The organism is Streptomyces sp. NPDC005811 (assembly GCF_040630405.1).
Classification (GTDB): Bacteria; Actinomycetota; Actinomycetes; order Streptomycetales; family Streptomycetaceae; genus Streptomyces.
In genome coordinates this window covers 13603-28164 of the sequence record NZ_JBEXXK010000018.1, presented here as the reverse complement: position 1 = coordinate 28164, position 14562 = coordinate 13603, and the positions used below count along the sequence as shown (strand labels likewise).

Below are 14562 nucleotides of genomic sequence, written 5' to 3'. Positions count from 1 at the left end.
CAGGGCCGTTCGGCCCTGGTCAGGCCCGCGCGGCGCTGACTTCACTGGCGCGAGGACCGAACGGAAGGAGCGGTGGATGATCGCGGTGGTGGGCCACGCCGACGTGACCCCGGAGAGCCTCGGACTCATCGAGGCCGAACTGGTGGCTCGGCTGGAGAGGGAGCCCGACGGCGACCCGGGAGTGGTGCGCGCCGGGGGCGGCGCCCCGGTGGCCTTCGCACGGGCGCTGCGGGTGGCGGGGCGGGACCTGGTCGTGGTGATCCCCACCAGCGGCATGGTGCCCGCGCTGCTCCCCGAGCGGGACCGGATGCCGACGGGGGAGCTGCTGCTGCTCGCCCGGGAGGTACGGCTGCTGACGTACGACCCCGGCGACCGCGACGCGTGCGTCGGCGCCGACGAGGAGATCGTCGCGGGCTGCCGGCGGCTGGTGGCCGTGTGGGACGGCTCGCCCTCCGACGGCCGGGACGCCACCGCGCATCTGGTGGCCTACGCCCGCGCCCGCGGCGTCGAGGTCGAGGTGCTCTGGCCGGCGGGCGCGGCCCGCACCACCCTGCGCGTGGCGCCGGGACGGCGGTGACGGCCGGGGCCCGATCCGGGCCGGGCGGGACCTTCGGGCCCCCGGTCCCGGGACCGGCCGGGGCCGTTCGACCCTACCGGCGCCCCTCTCACCTGCGGTGATCTTGGGTCGGCGAGAAGCCGAGCCGTCAGGGAAGCAAGGGGAGGACACACACCGGTGGACGAGGCACGTACGGAACTGGTGGAGATCACGCCGGGGAGCGCCGTGGGGGCCGCGGCCCGGCCCTCCTGGGTGGAGTGGCTGACGACCACCGACCACAAGAGGATCGGCACGCTGTATCTGGTGAGCGCGTTCGTGTTCTTCATCGTCGGCGGCGTCCTGGCGCTGCTGATGCGAGCCGAACTGGCTCGTCCGGGGCTCCAGTTGATGTCGAACGAGCAGTTCAACCAGGCGTTCACGATGCACGGCTCGATCATGCTGCTGATGTTCGCGATGCCGCTGTTCACCGGGTTCGCCAACTGGATCATGCCGCTCCAGATCGGCGCCCCGGACGTCGCCTTCCCCCGGCTGAACATGCTGGCCTTCTGGCTCTTCCTGTTCGGTTCGTCGATCGCGGCCTTCGGCTTCCTCACCCCGGGCGGAGCCGCGTCCTTCGGCTGGTTCCTGTACGCCCCGCTGTCGGACTCCGTGCACTCGCCGGGCCTCGGCGCCGACCTGTGGATCATGGGCGTGGCGCTGTCCGGGTTCGGCTCGATCGCGGGAGCCGTCAACTTCATCACCACGATCATCTGTATGCGCGCCCCCGGCATGACCATGTTCCGCATGCCGATCTTCACCTGGAACGTGCTGCTGACCGGCGTCCTCGTGCTGATCGTGTTCCCCGTGCTCGCGGCGGCCCTGTTCGCGCTGGAGTGCGACCGCAAGTTCGGCAGCCATGTCTTCGACGCGGCGAACGGCGGCGCCCTGCTCTGGCAGCACCTGTTCTGGTTCTTCGGGCATCCCGAGGTCTACATCCTGGCGCTGCCGTTCTTCGGGATCGTCTCCGAGGTGATCCCCGTCTTCAGCCGCAAACCGATGTTCGGCTACATGGGGCTCGTCGCCGCGACCATCGCCATCGCGGGCCTGTCGGTGACCGTGTGGGCCCACCACATGTACGTCACCGGCGGGGTGCTGCTGCCCTTCTTCTCCTTCATGACGTTCCTCATCGCCGTCCCGACCGGCGTGAAGTTCTTCAACTGGATCGGCACCATGTGGAAGGGCTCGCTGTCCTTCGAGACACCGATGCTGTGGACCACGGGCTTCCTCGTCACGTTCGTGTTCGGCGGCCTCACCGGAGTGATCCTCGCGTCACCCCCGACGGACTTCCATCTCTCCGACTCGTACTTCGTCGTCGCCCACTTCCACTACACCGTCTTCGGCACGGTCGTGTACGCGATGTTCGCCGGCTTCCACTTCTGGTGGCCCAAGTTCACCGGGAGGATGCTCGACGAACGCCTCGGCAAGATCACCTTCTGGACGCTCACGGTCGGCTTCCACCTCACCTTCCTGATCCAGCACTGGCTCGGCGCGGAGGGCATGCCCCGCCGGTACGCCGACTACCTGGCCGCCGACGGCTTCACCGCCCTCAACACCCTGTCCACCCTCGGGGCGTTCCTGCTCGGCCTGTCGATCCTGCCGTTCCTCTACAACGTCTGGAAGACCGCCAGGTACGGCACGCCGGTCACGGCGGACGACCCCTGGGGCTACGGCCGCTCCCTGGAGTGGGCCACCTCCTGCCCGCCGCCGCGCCACAACTTCACCGGCCTGCCGCGCATCCGCAGCGAGTCGCCCGCCTTCGATCTGCACCACCCGGAAATCCTCGCGCTCGAGACGGAGGTCTAGGCCGTGGTGCAGCCCGTCGCCGCTCTCGGCGCCGCCATGGTGACCGTGTCCGGCTGTGTCTGGTACCTGCCGGCCCTCGTCGACCTGCGGGCCGGCGCCGACCGCCCCGACTCCCGCCGCACCGCGGCGGCCGCCTGTCTGAGCGGCTGGAGCACGACCGGGGTCATCGCCCTGCTGCTGTTCCTGGCGGAGGCCTGGTCGGCGCCCGCCGCCGCGGCGGCCACCGGAGCGGCCGTCACGGCGGTCCTGTGGGGCCGTGCGGCCGTCCAGCGGCGGCGCGAGGCACGGCAGACCGCGCGCGACTGGGCGGCACTGCGCGCGGACCCGCGTCCCGCCGGCGCCGGCCGGGGCCGGCCGGGCGTAGCCGTCCTCCTCGCCTGCGGGCTGTTCACGGCGGCGACCACCGCGGCACTGCTGACGGCCGGGGCGGGGGAGCGCGGCGCGCCCTGGCTGCCGCTCGCCGTGGCGCCGACCGGGATCGTCGCCCTGTCGGTCGCCCTCGCGGTCGCGTACGCGGGACCGGCCCGCCGCCGGACCGGGACGGGCGGCTACCGCAGGCCGTAGAAGCTCAGGGGCGAGTTCGGTGCGAAGCCGATGCGGGGGTAGACGGGCGCGCCGGCCGCGGTCGCGTGCAGGGTGGCCCGGGTCAGTCCGGTGGCCCGGGCCCCTTCGCACAGGGCCTTGCGGGTCACGGCCTCGCCGTAGCCCCGGCGCTCCCACCGCGGGTCCGTCGCGACGAGGACGACGAACAGCCGGCCGTCGGCCTCGACGGTCGCGGCGCAGGTCACGGGGGTGTCGTCGCGCAGCCCCAGCCAGGCGTGCACGTCCCGCTTCCAGAGCGTCGAGCCGGCCAGTCCGTCGCGCCCGTCGGCCAGGGGGAAGCCGTAGGCGCGGGAGTTGAGGTCGGCGTAGGCGAGCAGGTGCTCGTCGGTGCTCACCCGGACGAACGTGAGGTCGGGGTGGGCGGGTTCGGGGAGCGGGAGCAGGTCCCCGGCCATGCCGGTACCGGGGAAGGCATGGGCGAGACCCGCCCGCTCGGCCGCCTCCGGGAGACCCGCGCGAGCCCCGGCGTCGAGGAGGTCTTCGAAGATCCAGAGGAAACCGGGGTGCCGTTTCGCCCGCATGATGTCCGCGGCCTCCGCCAGGCGCCGTCGCGTCAGGGCCGCGTCCGCCCCGGCCTCGGTGAGCGTGACGCAGTTCCAGAAGGCGAAGCGGCAGTCGGCCCAGCGGACGGCGATCCCCGGCAGGTCCCTGACGTCCGCCCCGGCGTCACGGTCGAGGACCATGGCCCGCCAGACGGTGGCGAGTTGCTCCATCGACTCGACCGCGTCCGTGACATCCGCACGACCCGTACGACCCGTACGAGGGTTCACATCGACTCCTTTGCTCGTGGGGGGCGTCGAGCAGACCCGGACGTCCTACTCGACCGTGACGAACCGGAGCCGCAGGCGGGTGCCGGGATCCTTCCGGCGGACGACGAATTCCCGCACGAGCGCGGCCAGGACGACCACACCCCAGGCGACCGAGAACACGCCGATCTGGCCCTCCGCGTCGAACGCCAGCCAGCCGACCCCCGTACCACCGAGGGTCACGCCGGCGGCTGCCGCGAGGTGCGAGGGGCGCCGCGCACCCAGCGCGTGGACCAGACAGAGCACACCGAGGGCGAGCAGTGGAAGGGCGAAGACCTCGATGTGGTCGAGCCCGGTGTAGTCGTAGCCGTACTCGCTGTTGTACGAGTAGCCGTACTCGTCGGTCGAGCCGCCCGCCTCGACGCTCGCGACGACCAGGGCCCCGGCCCCCCACCACAGGAGAGTGGAGGTGAGGGGGAACCAGCGGAACAGGGCGAGCCCGAGCACGGCGGTCACCACCCACACGGTGACGAGTTCCTCGGTCGAGCCTTCGTACAGCTGGTCGTGGCCGATGCTGACCACACCGGAGGCGACGATGCCCAGCAGGGCGACGATCCTGTCGAGGGTGACCCTGGACCGACCCGGCGTGCCGGACGGCCTCGGCGGCGCGGGCGCCGCGCGGGTCTCCTGCTGGGCCAGCGCCGTGTGCCCCGGCCCCGCCGGGGGATCGGCGGCCGTGCGGGCGGGCGGGACGGTGGGGGCGGGAGGCGCGGGCGGCACGGTCGGTGCGACCGGAGCCGGGGCGGCCGGCTGCCGGGTCGGCGCCGCCACCGGCGCGCTCAGCGTGGCGAGGGTCTCCGCCAGCGCCTCCCGCAGCTCCGCCGCGCTGCCGAGCCGCTCCTCGCGGTCCTTCGCCAGGGTCCGCAGGACGAGCGCGTCGACGGCGGCCGGGATCTGCGGACGCAGCCGGGACGGGACGAGCGGATCCTGGCTGATGTGCTGGTGCATCACCGCGAACGGGGAGTCGCCGACGAACGGCGGGCGGCCGGTCAGGAGTTCGTACAGCAGACAGCCGGTGGAGTACTGGTCGGAACGGCCGTCCACCGACCGCCCGGTGAGCTGCTCGGGGGAGAGATAGGCGGGGGTGCCGACCGTCATGCCGGTGGCGGTGAGCCGGGTGGTGGTCTCCGCGACGACCTTGGCGATCCCGAAGTCCAGGACCTTGATGTCGCCCCCGGACGTCAGCATGACGTTGGACGGCTTGACGTCCCGGTGGATGAGGCCCTGGCCGTGACTGTGGGCGAGGGCGTCGGCGATGTCCCTGCCGACGGCCAGGGCCCGTTCGACCGTGAACGGCCCCTCGGCGAGCGCGTCGGTGAGCGTGCGCCCCTCGATGAACTCCATGACCAGGAACGGTGTCGTCTCACCGTCCGTGGTGTCCTCGCCGACGTCGTGCAGCACGGCGACGTTGCGGTGGTTGAGCGAGGCGACCGTGCGTGCCTCCCGGCGGAACCGGACGCGGAACTCCTCGTGACGGGTGAGGTCCGGCGGCAGGACCTTGACCGCCACCGTACGGCCGAGCTCGCGGTCCGTGGCCCGCCAGACCTCCCCCATGCCCCCGCGCCCCACGGCCTCGACCAGTTCGTATCTCTCCGCGAGCACCCGGATGACTCTGCCCCCCTGACGGCATGCGGCAGCCCGACGTCGTACCGGCTGCCGTGGATTCGCCCGCCACCCTACTGGCGAAAAACCACCCGGGGGACACACGGGAACTTGCCGCACAAATGTGCGTATTACGCCCAGTGTCAGTCCGGCGTGGGCACCGCCCCGCCCTCGACGCACTCCCACGCGACCCCGGGCAGACCCGTGAGCCAGCGGTCGGCGACGCTCGCGAGCCGCTCACCGGCACCAGGCGAGGTACGCCCGAGCCCGATCGCGTACCGCACGGCCCCCGGCTCGGCGGGCAGCGTCCGCGGCCAGGCGTGGGCCTCCGCCACCCCCGACTCCTCCAGCGCCGCGAGCAGCGCCCGCATCCGTCCCCGTACCCGCCCGTTCAGCTCGTCGAAGTCCTCCGGACGGCGGGCCGGGACCGTCACCACCGCCCAGGACGCGTGGCGCCGGTGCAGGGGCGGCGCTGACAGCAGCGCCGGCCGGGGATCCGCCCCGGACCCGGCCGCGGTCTCCACGACGTCCCAGGCCCGGTACAGCTCCTGGCTCAGCAGATCCCTCGTACCGGCCCCGACCTGCCCGGTGCAGGAGCGCACGGGCGCGCTGGGGGTCAGCACCGTCACGGCGGCGTCGCCCTCGGCCGCCGGGGCCTCCCCGGTGAGGGCGACGGGCTCGCGCCAGTCCCACGCGGCCCAGGTGCCGAAGAACCGCCGCAGCAGTTCGCCGTCGTCCGCACCCTCCGGTGCCTCCCGGACCGTACGGGCCGCGAGCACCGCCCAGGCCACCCCGGGCAGCCCGCCGAACGGCGCGGAGTCCAGCCCGCGCGCCCGCGCCCACGCCTTCACGACGCGCGCCAGCGACGCGAACCCCGGCGCTTCCGCCGCGCCCACCGCCGCCAGGACCGCGTCGGCGTCGGACACCGCGCTCAGCGCGACCGCAGCGGCCTCGCCCAGCCCGGCCCGCCGCGCCACCGCGTCCCGCGGCGGTACCGGCCCCGTGCCCACGACCACCAGGTCCACGTCGAGCCCTTCGGCACACAGCCGCAGCCCCGGCACGCGCGCCCCGACGACCTCACGCACCCGCGCCGCGTCCGGCAGCGCCGCCGTGACCCGCTCCCGTACGGCCGCGAGGTCCACCGCCCCCGGCAGCGCGGCCACCACATCGAGGTCGGCGCCCGCGAGCGCGCAGCCCATGCGCCGGGACCCGGCCACCTCGACGGTGCCCTCGGGGAACGCGTCCGCCAGCCGCCGCACGACCCGCTCGGCCGCCGCCCCGTCCGCGTCGGGCAGGACCTCCCGGCCCGCGGCGGGCCCGGCCCAGTCCGCCCAGTCCCGGTCGGGGCGGCCGACGGCGGGTTCGGGCAGCCAGCGCACCTCGCCGCTGCCGAGGGCGACCGTGGCCCGCGGCCGCATCGGTTCGTCGCCGCGCCGGGACAGCAGGACCAGTTCGCCGACCCGCGCGGTCATGGGGGAGAGGCGGGCCGCGCAGTCGACCTCGACCGCGTGCGGATCGGCGGTCCTGCCCAGGCTCAGATGCGGGGTGAACCCCTCGTGGCGCCCCCGGCAGCGCGGGAAGCGCCGTACGAGGGCCTGCCACAGCTCCGCCCACGGCGTCTCGTCGGCCGCGGTGGGGTCCAGCCACACCGTCGTGCCGTGCCGGTGCCCGAAGGTGTGCAGCCCGTCGAGCCGGGCCGTGAACGGCTGGACCTGTGCGGCGGCCGTGGCGAGCAGCGGCGCCGCCCGCTCGAACTCCGCCTCCGGGACGAACCCGAACAGCACGTTGACATGCGGCGGCCAGCGCCGGATCTGCACGTCGTGGTCCCGGCGCACGTCCTGGATCGCGGGCCACAGCTCACGCGGCGGAATCCAGGCGAGCGCCGTACGGGGTGTCGGCGCGAGGTCGAGCACGTCGACGGGCGCACCGGTGCCGCAGTACAGCTCGGCGGCGACCCCGTAGTGGTCGGAGACGTACAGCCCCTGCGGGCCGGGCGTGTCGCCGAGCAGCGCGGCGCCGGTCACGCGCGGGCCGTCGGCGGCGCGGACGAAGACCCGGTCGAGGCGGGAGGCCCGGCTACTGAGGGAGGAGACGGCGGCCAGCGGGTTCACGCCCGGGTCGAAGGTGGGGGAGTCGTCGCCCGGGCCGTGGGTCTCCGTCCAGGCGTCGAGCATGCCGAGGGTGCGCGCCGGGCCCGGTCCGCCGTCGTTGAAGTCGCCGACCAGGACCAGACCGCCCGTCACCCCCGACAGTCCCTCGGCGAGCCGGGTCAGTTCGGCGGCGCGCCGGCCCGGCCCGTCCTCGGAGTGGTCGCTCGTCAGATGGGTGGCGGCCACGGTCAGCGGTCCCGACGCGGTGTCCACCACGAGGGCGGTGACGGCCTTGTGCGGCCCGAGGACATGCACGGCCCCCTCCCGTACGGGCAGCCGGCTGAGCAGCAGCAGCCCGCAGTCGTCGACGTCCTTCCCGTAGGGGTCGGTGGCGAGCGTGTAGCCCGCCCGCGTCCAGTCCGCGTCCAGCAGCAGGGTCAGCAGCCCCGCCTCGACCTCCTGGAGGGCGATGACGTCCGCGTCGGCGCGCTCCAGCGCGTCGAGCAGCAGCGGGCGGCGCCGGGCGGTGTCGATGCGGTGGCTGTCGTAGCGGTCCCAGAGCGTGTTCCAGGTCAGGATCCGCACCCGGTCGCGCCCCGTGCCGGGCGTCGACCGCGCCGACGGCGGCGCGGGCCGCCATCGTCCGGCCGCCGGGTCCCAGGCGTGCGGGGTGCGCGCGGTGAAGAAGGGCGCCCGCAGCAGCCGCGCCTCGCGCACCCGGCCGGCGCCGGAGGCGTCGATGCGGTCCACCCCGGTGGCGCGGTCCCACACCAGCTCGCCGTCCGCCTCCACGAACAGCACCCGGTGCCAGGGGATCTCGCCGCCCGGCACGAACGCCGGCAGCGGCACCCGCTTCGGCGCGGCATGGCGCTGGTTGATGCCGAGCACGAACCGCGCGGGGTCGAACCGCGGATCCCAGCGCACCCGGTGGTAGATCTCCTCGCTGGTACGCATCAGGCGTCCTCCCCCTCCAGTGTGCCGTCACGGTCCTGCACGGTCCCGTCCGCGCCGACGTACCAGGTCCGGTGCGCCTGGCCGGGGTACGGCGGCACGAACCGGCGCAGCTGCCCCGCCAGCACACCGGCCGGCACCGGATGCGCCCGCCCGGCGTTGCGTCGTACGAGCTCGTCCTCGGGCGTGACCAGCACGGCATGGGTGACCAGCGCGTCGCGCCGGTGGGCCACGGCGTGCACCAGGGACCGCTGGTGCGGGTTGAGCGAGGTGGCGTCCCACACCACCGGCTGCCCCGCGCCGGCCGCGAGCGCCCGGTCCAGCCGGTCCAGTCCCTCCCGCAGCACCTCGCCGTTGGCCTTCTGGTCGGCCCGCGCGCCGCGGGCCTCCCGCAGCTCGTCCAGCGAGACGTACGCCGAGACGCCCTCCAGCCGCGCCGCGAAGGCGCTCTTGCCGCTCCCGGACGGCCCCACGAGCTGCACCAGCCGGGGCGACCCCCCGCCCCGCCACCGCCAGGTCGCCGCGACGGCCTCCGTCACCGTGCGGACCCGCCCCCTGGCGTACGCCTCCCGGGTCTCCGCCCAGCAGCGGTCCGCCGCCGCGCCGCCGATCCCGTCGGACGCCAGCGCCTCGCGCAGCCCGGCCCGCAGCGCGCCGAGCGGCGCCTCGCCGTACAGCCCGGCCTCCTGCGCGTGCAGCGCGGACCACTCCACCTGCTCGCGCGCCTCGTCGTCCCCGGCGACCGTCCCCGCGAGCGCGTGCAGCACCCCGAGATCGGCCGCGAACGACAGCCGTACGAGCCCCGCCCGCCGCTCGCCGTCCGGGTAGGGCCGGTGCAGCCCGCCGTGCAGCCCCACCAGATCGGCGACCCGCCGCGCGAGCGGCATCCCCAGCGCCCCGGCGGCCCCGCTCAGCAGCCGCGCCCGTGGGGTGCGGTGCAGCAGCGCGGCGAGCACCCCGGCGAGCCGTGCGTCCCCGCCGCGACCGAGCACGTCCAGCCGGGCGGCCACCTCCGCCGCGGCGGCCGGGTCGGGGCCGGGCAGGTCGGGGCCGGGCAGGTCGAGACACGCGGCCAGCGCCGCCGCGTCGGGTGCCGCCCCGGACCGTACGGCCCACAGGGGTGCCGCGGGGCCGAGTCCGTTCGCCGTCACCGCCGTGTGCATCCAGTGCGTGTCCGTCGTGACATGCCCGGACCGCACCCACTTGGCGATCCGACCGGCGAACTCCGCCCGCGCGAAGCCCTCCACGGTCCGTACGACGAAGCCCTCCTGCCGCCCCGTCTCCACCCGCAGCCGCCGCAGCGCCCGTTCGTCGAACACCCCGCGCCACAGCACCGGCGGCACCGGCACCCCCAGCCCGCGCAGGAACCGCACGGTCTCGTCCCAGCCCAGGCACCGGTCCCGGTCGTCCCAGACGGAGAAGCCGTAGAAGTAGCCGTCCAGGGTGTCGTACGGCAGGGAGTGGCGGGCGTACATGTTCTCGCCGCACACCCGCCAGCCCGCCGGTATCCGCACCGCCACCCGCCCCTGGAGCGCCTTGACCCACGCCCGTGACGGATGGTGCGCGGAGTCCACGGACCGCGCGTGCAGTCCGTCCGCGTACAGCGTGGTGTTCTCCCCGTCGAGCTTCTCGGTGACGACGACCTCCCGCCCGGCGAACCCCTCGAGGCCGGCGGCCCGTACATCGTCGGCGGAGACACCGGGTGACCAGGGAAGATGGGGAGTTCGGGGGTAGGCGGTGCGCATGGTTGGCCACTATAGGAGCGCGGGAAACGGGGGCTCCAACGGTTTACGGGACGGTGTGTGCGACAGGGGTGTCGAAGGCGGAGACCGATCGGTCGCGCGCTCACCCTGGGGCGGCTACGGACCCGCTCGCCGGGTCCAGGGCCAGCGACGCCCAGATCGTCTTGCCGGTGCCGGTGTGGCGGGTGCCCCAGCCGCGGCTGAGCTGGGCCACGAGAAGGATGCCGCGGCCTCCCTCGTCGTAGGTGCGGGCGCGGCGCAGATGCGGCGCGGTGTTGCTGGAGTCCGACACCTCGACCAGGAGCCGGCGGTCGCGCAGCAGCCGCAGCCTGATGGGCGGTTCGGCGTGCCGGATCGCGTTGGTGACCAGTTCGCTCACCACCAGTTCGGCGACGAAGGACACCTCCGGCAGACCCCAGGCGTCGAGCTGCGAGGTGACGAGCCTGCGGGCCCGGGACACCACGGACGGGTCCGCCGGCAGGTCCCAGGTGGCCACCCGCCCGGGATCGAACACCCGGGTCCGGGCCACGAGCAGGGCGATGTCGTCGCCGGGACGCTCGGGCGGCACCGAGGAGAGCACGGCGTCGCACACCTCGTCCGGCGACGCCGCCGGCCGGGACAGGGCCCGGCGCAGCCGCACGGTCCCCTCGTCCAGGTCCTGCTCCCGGGATTCGAGCAGCCCGTCCGTGTACAGCGCGATCAGGCTGCCCTCGGGAAGGACGAGCTCGGTCGTCTCGAACGGCACCCCGCCCAGCCCCAGCGGAGGCCCCGGAGGTACGTCGGGGAAGTCCACCTCCCCGCCGGGGCCGACCACGGCGGGCGCCGGGTGGCCGGCACTGGCCAGCGTGCACACCCGGGAGACGGGGTCGTAGACGGCGTACAGGCAGGTGGCGCCCAGCCCCGTCGCCATCTCGGCGGCCTGGTCGGGCGGTACGTCGTCCTCCGGGGCCACCTCCCCGGCGAGCCGGATCACCAGGTCGTCCAGGTGGGTGAGGAGTTCGTCGGCCGGGAGGTCGATGTCGGCCAGGGTCCGCACCGCGGTCCGCAGCCGCCCCATGATCGCCGAGGCCTGGACGCCGTGCCCGACCACGTCCCCGACGACCAGCGCGACCCGGGCCCCGGAGAGCGGGATCAGATCGAACCAGTCCCCGCCCACCCCGGCCAGGGTGTCCGAGGGCAGATAGCGGAAGGCCGCCTCCACCGCGGCCTGGGCGGGCAGCCGCCGGGGGAGCAGGGTCCGCTGGAGCGTCAGCGCGGTGTCCCGTTCACGGGTGTACCGGCGGGCGTTGTCGATGCAGACGGCGGCCCGCGCGGTGATCTCCTCGGCGAGCAGCAGATCCCCCGCGCCGAACGACTCCGGCCGCCGGTGCCGCAGGAACACGGCCACGCCCAGGGTGTGCCCGCGGGCGGCGAGCGGCACCGCCATGACGGAGTGGATGCCGAAGGCGCGGACCGCGGACAGCCGTGCCTGGTGCCCCGCCGACCAGTCGGCCGACCCCGGGTCGTACTCGGCCCGGAGCACCGCCCGGCCCGTGGCCAGGCACTCCGCCGTCGGGGAGCCGGCCGGCCAGGCGTCCGTCTCACCGGGGTTCAGCACGGCCTCCGCGACGCCCGGCAGCACCGACTGCTGGGCGGCCCGCCGCAGCCGGAACACCCCCTCGGCCGCCTGCCCGTACCCGGGCTCCCCGGCCTCCGCCCGCTCGATGTCGGGGAGCAGCTCGACGGTGACGAAGTCGGCGAACTCCGGCACGGCCACGTCCGCCAGTTCCTGCGCCGTGCGGGTGACGTCCAGCGTGCTCCCGATCCGGGCACCGGCGTCGCCGAGCAGCCGCAGCCGCTGGTGCGCCCAGTACTGCTCGGTCCGGTCGTGCGCCGACAGGCCCACCCCGCGCAGCACGCCGTGCGCGTCCTTCAGCGGGAAGAGGGAGAGCGACCAGGCCTGTTTGCGGGGCTCGCCCGCGACCCGCACCTGGACCTCGACGTCCTGCGGGCGGCCCGTCCGCATCACCTCCGCCATATGGCGTTCCACCCGGTCGAACTCCGGATGGGCCACGATCTCGGCGTGCCGCAGCCCGCGCATCTCCGTCTCACCGAGGTTCATCGCATGCTCGGAGAAACGGTTCGCGTGGACCAGGCGCAGCCGGGTGTCGTACACCTCCATCGAGCAGCAGGAGGCCTGGTAGAAGCCCCACGCGGCCAGGGCGTCGGACTCCGGGGCGGCCGCCGCGCCGGTGAGCGCGGACAGCACCAGCCAGTCGCCCCCGCCGCCCTGCGCCGTCCGGTGGTGGGCGAGCAGCCGGACGTCCACGCCGTGCCCGTCGCGGTGCCGCAGCCGGACCGTGCCGGTCCATCTCGGCAGGTCCGGCAGTCGGCGCAGGGTCTCCCCAGGTGGCTCCCCGTCGAGCAGGGCGGCGGCCGGACGCCCGACGATCTCCGCCGCCGGGTGGCCGAGCAGCCGCCGGGCGCCCTCGCTCCACTCGGTGACCGTGCCGTGCTCGTCGACCACGGCCCGCGCCGTCAGGTCCTCGCCGGGGACGTGGAACGGCCCGTCCGGCGGTCGGTCCCCGTCGGCGTGCGTCGGTTCCACCACCGTCTCGCCTCCACCCGTGCGAGCGCCTGCCCTCTCACCCCATACTGCGCGGCCGGTGCCCCGGGGCGCGAGGCCAGGGCGCTCAGGGCTCGACCGCGCGCCCCGCGTCCAGCTCCACCTCGTGCAGGACGAGCCGGCTGCGCACCTCGCGCACACCCAGCTCCGCCTTGAGACGGTCCACGACCGTCTCGAACTCACGCGCGTCGGCACACGCCACCCGGAGCTGGAAGTCGTACTCGCCGGTCATGCGCACCGCGCTGATCACCTGCGGCACCGCGCCGAGCTGTTCCTCGAAGGACCGGCGGTCCACCGCCTCGCGCAGCCGGATGTCGCTGATGAGCTGCATCCCGCGGCCGAGCGCCGCCAGGTCCAGCTCGGCCCGGTAGCCCTGGATGACACCGGAGGTCTGCAGCCGGCGCACCCGGTCGGCCACCGTGTTCGCCGACAGACGCACCTGACGGCCCAGCTCCTGATAGGTCGCCCGGCCGTCCCGGAGGAGCAGGGCGAGCAGCTGTCGATCGATTCGGTCCACCTTCCCATTCTAGGAATCCTCGCCGAGTGGGGCCAAAGGGCGAGTATTCCTCGGCCGTCGACCCCTACTGTCCGATATATCCGCAACAAATTCGGGCAGATCGGCGCGAAAATCATCGGCATGGAATCCGTGCTGCTCCGGGCCGCCCTCGCTCCCTCCCTCGCCCTGCTCGTCTCCCTCGTCGCCCGCCGTATGGGTCCACGGCGCGGCGGCCAGCTGCTCGGCGCACCGACCACCACGGGGCCCTTCCTCGCGGTGACCTGGATGAACTCCGGCCCCGCGACGACGGCTTCGGCCGCGCGCGGCAGTGTCGGCGGGCTGCTGGTCGTGGCCTGCTACAGCCTCGCCTACGCACGGCTGGCCCCGGCCCGCCGCCCGGCGCCGACCCTCCTCCTCGCGCTGCTCTGCGCGCTGGCCGCGGCCGTCGTCGGGCCGGCCTCCGGCACCGTCTGGGTGTCCGCGGGGCTGACCGTGTCCGTGGTCGCCCTCGGGCTGCTGACCTGGCCCGACGCAGCCAGCGACGGTCCCGCGCCGGGTCCAGCCCGGCGGTGGGAGATACCGACGCGGATGGCGCTCTCCGGCGCGATCGTGACGGCGGCGCTGGTCGCGACCGCCGTGATCGGGCCACTGGCCGGAGGTGTCCTGGCCGCCCTTCCGGTGCTGCTGTCCGTGATGGGCCCCTCGATCCACCGGACGGCCGGTGCCGGCCCGGCGGCCGACCTGATGCGCGGCGCGCTCACCTCCGTCGCCGGCACCCTCGGCTTCCTGCTGGTCCTCTCCTTCGCCCCGCTCGCGTACGGACCCGCCGTGGCCTTCCCGCTCGCCCTGACCGCGTTCGCGGCGACGGACTCCCTGGTCCGGTACGGCGGGGCGCGCCTGCCGGGGCGATCGGTCAGCGCAGGAGCGGCTTGATGAAGCGGGCGGCGTCGGTGACCCCTTCCACGCCGTCCTGGACCGGGTCCTCGTTCTCGGTGGTGAGCCGGGCGTCAGGCGACTCGAACCGACCCCATGGACGATGACCGGCAGGGCGGCGATCGCCCGGGGCGAGCCGGAGCTCTACACCCGCCGGCTCGCCGAACTCTGGCGATTCCACGCCGACGGCACGCTACGCCCCCACGTCCACGCCGAGATCCCGCTCACCGAGGCGGCCCGTGCCCATGACGTCATCGAGTCCCGCCGCAACCGGGGCAAGGTCGTCCTGATCCCGTGACGGTGTCAGTGCCGTGCGGCGAGGCTCTCGCCCAGCCG

General features: G+C 74.6%; 11 protein-coding genes. 5 read left to right on the top strand and 6 right to left on the bottom strand.

Annotated features, from left to right (window positions below):
• Nucleotides 1-76 precede the first annotated feature (76 nt).
• The 3 genes from ABZ490_RS20505 (at nucleotide 77) to ABZ490_RS20495 (ending at nucleotide 2962) form a co-directional block, all read left to right on the top strand.
• The gene (locus ABZ490_RS20505) at nucleotides 77-577 is read left to right on the top strand and encodes a hypothetical protein (protein WP_358991918.1); all 501 of its coding nucleotides are present in this window, start codon (nucleotides 77-79) and stop codon (nucleotides 575-577) included.
• A 180-nt stretch (nucleotides 578-757) separates the two neighbouring features.
• On the top strand, nucleotides 758-2398 hold the full coding sequence (gene ctaD, locus ABZ490_RS20500; RefSeq protein ID WP_358992181.1) for a cytochrome c oxidase subunit I: 1641 nt from the start codon (nucleotides 758-760) through the stop codon (nucleotides 2396-2398).
• Between the two features lie 3 nt (nucleotides 2399-2401).
• Complete coding sequence (locus ABZ490_RS20495; RefSeq protein WP_358991916.1) at nucleotides 2402-2962, top strand: hypothetical protein; 561 nt, start codon at nucleotides 2402-2404, stop codon at nucleotides 2960-2962.
• Here the strand turns inward: ABZ490_RS20495 and ABZ490_RS20490 are convergent.
• The 6 genes from ABZ490_RS20490 to ABZ490_RS20465 all read right to left on the bottom strand — a co-directional run bounded on the left by ABZ490_RS20490 (nucleotide 2947) and on the right by ABZ490_RS20465 (nucleotide 13314).
• Nucleotides 2947-3714 (bottom strand): GNAT family N-acetyltransferase, encoded by a 768-nt coding sequence (locus ABZ490_RS20490; protein WP_358992179.1) that lies wholly within the window; start codon nucleotides 3712-3714, stop codon nucleotides 2947-2949. The two genes, ABZ490_RS20495 and ABZ490_RS20490, sit on opposite strands and share 16 nt — an antisense overlap.
• A gap of 102 nt (nucleotides 3715-3816) precedes the next feature.
• Nucleotides 3817-5409, bottom strand: a complete 1593-nt coding sequence (locus tag ABZ490_RS20485; protein WP_358991914.1) for a protein kinase — start codon at nucleotides 5407-5409, stop codon at nucleotides 3817-3819.
• 143 nt (nucleotides 5410-5552) lie between these two features.
• Nucleotides 5553-8453, bottom strand: coding sequence for a poly(A) polymerase (locus ABZ490_RS20480; protein WP_358991912.1), 2901 nt, complete (start codon nucleotides 8451-8453; stop codon nucleotides 5553-5555).
• Entirely contained in the window at nucleotides 8453-10195 is a 1743-nt protein-coding gene (locus ABZ490_RS20475; protein WP_358991910.1) for an RNA ligase family protein, read from the bottom strand. Before ABZ490_RS20475 ends, ABZ490_RS20480 begins: the two co-directional genes overlap by 1 nt.
• Before the next feature lie 100 nt (nucleotides 10196-10295).
• Nucleotides 10296-12782, bottom strand: a complete 2487-nt coding sequence (locus ABZ490_RS20470) for a SpoIIE family protein phosphatase (protein WP_358991908.1) — start codon at nucleotides 12780-12782, stop codon at nucleotides 10296-10298.
• Nucleotides 12783-12864: 82 nt separating this feature from the next.
• A complete protein-coding gene (locus tag ABZ490_RS20465) occupies nucleotides 12865-13314 on the bottom strand; it encodes an Lrp/AsnC family transcriptional regulator (RefSeq protein ID WP_358991906.1) in 450 nt (149 codons plus the stop codon).
• A gap of 120 nt (nucleotides 13315-13434) precedes the next feature.
• Between ABZ490_RS20465 and ABZ490_RS20460 the strand changes: the two genes are divergently transcribed.
• Both ABZ490_RS20460 and ABZ490_RS20455 read left to right on the top strand, forming a co-directional pair.
• Nucleotides 13435-14226: a hypothetical protein gene (locus ABZ490_RS20460; protein WP_358991904.1), complete on the top strand. Its 792-nt coding sequence runs from the start codon at nucleotides 13435-13437 to the stop codon at nucleotides 14224-14226.
• Nucleotides 14227-14329: 103 nt separating this feature from the next.
• Nucleotides 14330-14524: a zinc-binding dehydrogenase gene (locus tag ABZ490_RS20455; RefSeq protein WP_358991902.1), complete on the top strand. Its 195-nt coding sequence runs from the start codon at nucleotides 14330-14332 to the stop codon at nucleotides 14522-14524.
• The last annotated feature ends 38 nt before the right edge of the window (nucleotides 14525-14562 follow it).

Coding starts and splice junctions, on each gene's coding strand:
- ABZ490_RS20505 (WP_358991918.1), top strand. CDS start 77: ATGATCGCGGTGGTGGGCCACGCCGACGTGACCCCGGAGAGCCTCGGA.
- ABZ490_RS20490 (WP_358992179.1), bottom strand. CDS start 3,714: ATGGAGCAACTCGCCACCGTCTGGCGGGCCATGGTCCTCGACCGTGAC.
- ABZ490_RS20480 (WP_358991912.1), bottom strand. CDS start 8,453: ATGCGTACCAGCGAGGAGATCTACCACCGGGTGCGCTGGGATCCGCGG.
- ABZ490_RS20475 (WP_358991910.1), bottom strand. CDS start 10,195: ATGCGCACCGCCTACCCCCGAACTCCCCATCTTCCCTGGTCACCCGGT.
- ABZ490_RS20460 (WP_358991904.1), top strand. CDS start 13,435: ATGGAATCCGTGCTGCTCCGGGCCGCCCTCGCTCCCTCCCTCGCCCTG.
- ABZ490_RS20455 (WP_358991902.1), top strand. CDS start 14,330: ATGACCGGCAGGGCGGCGATCGCCCGGGGCGAGCCGGAGCTCTACACC.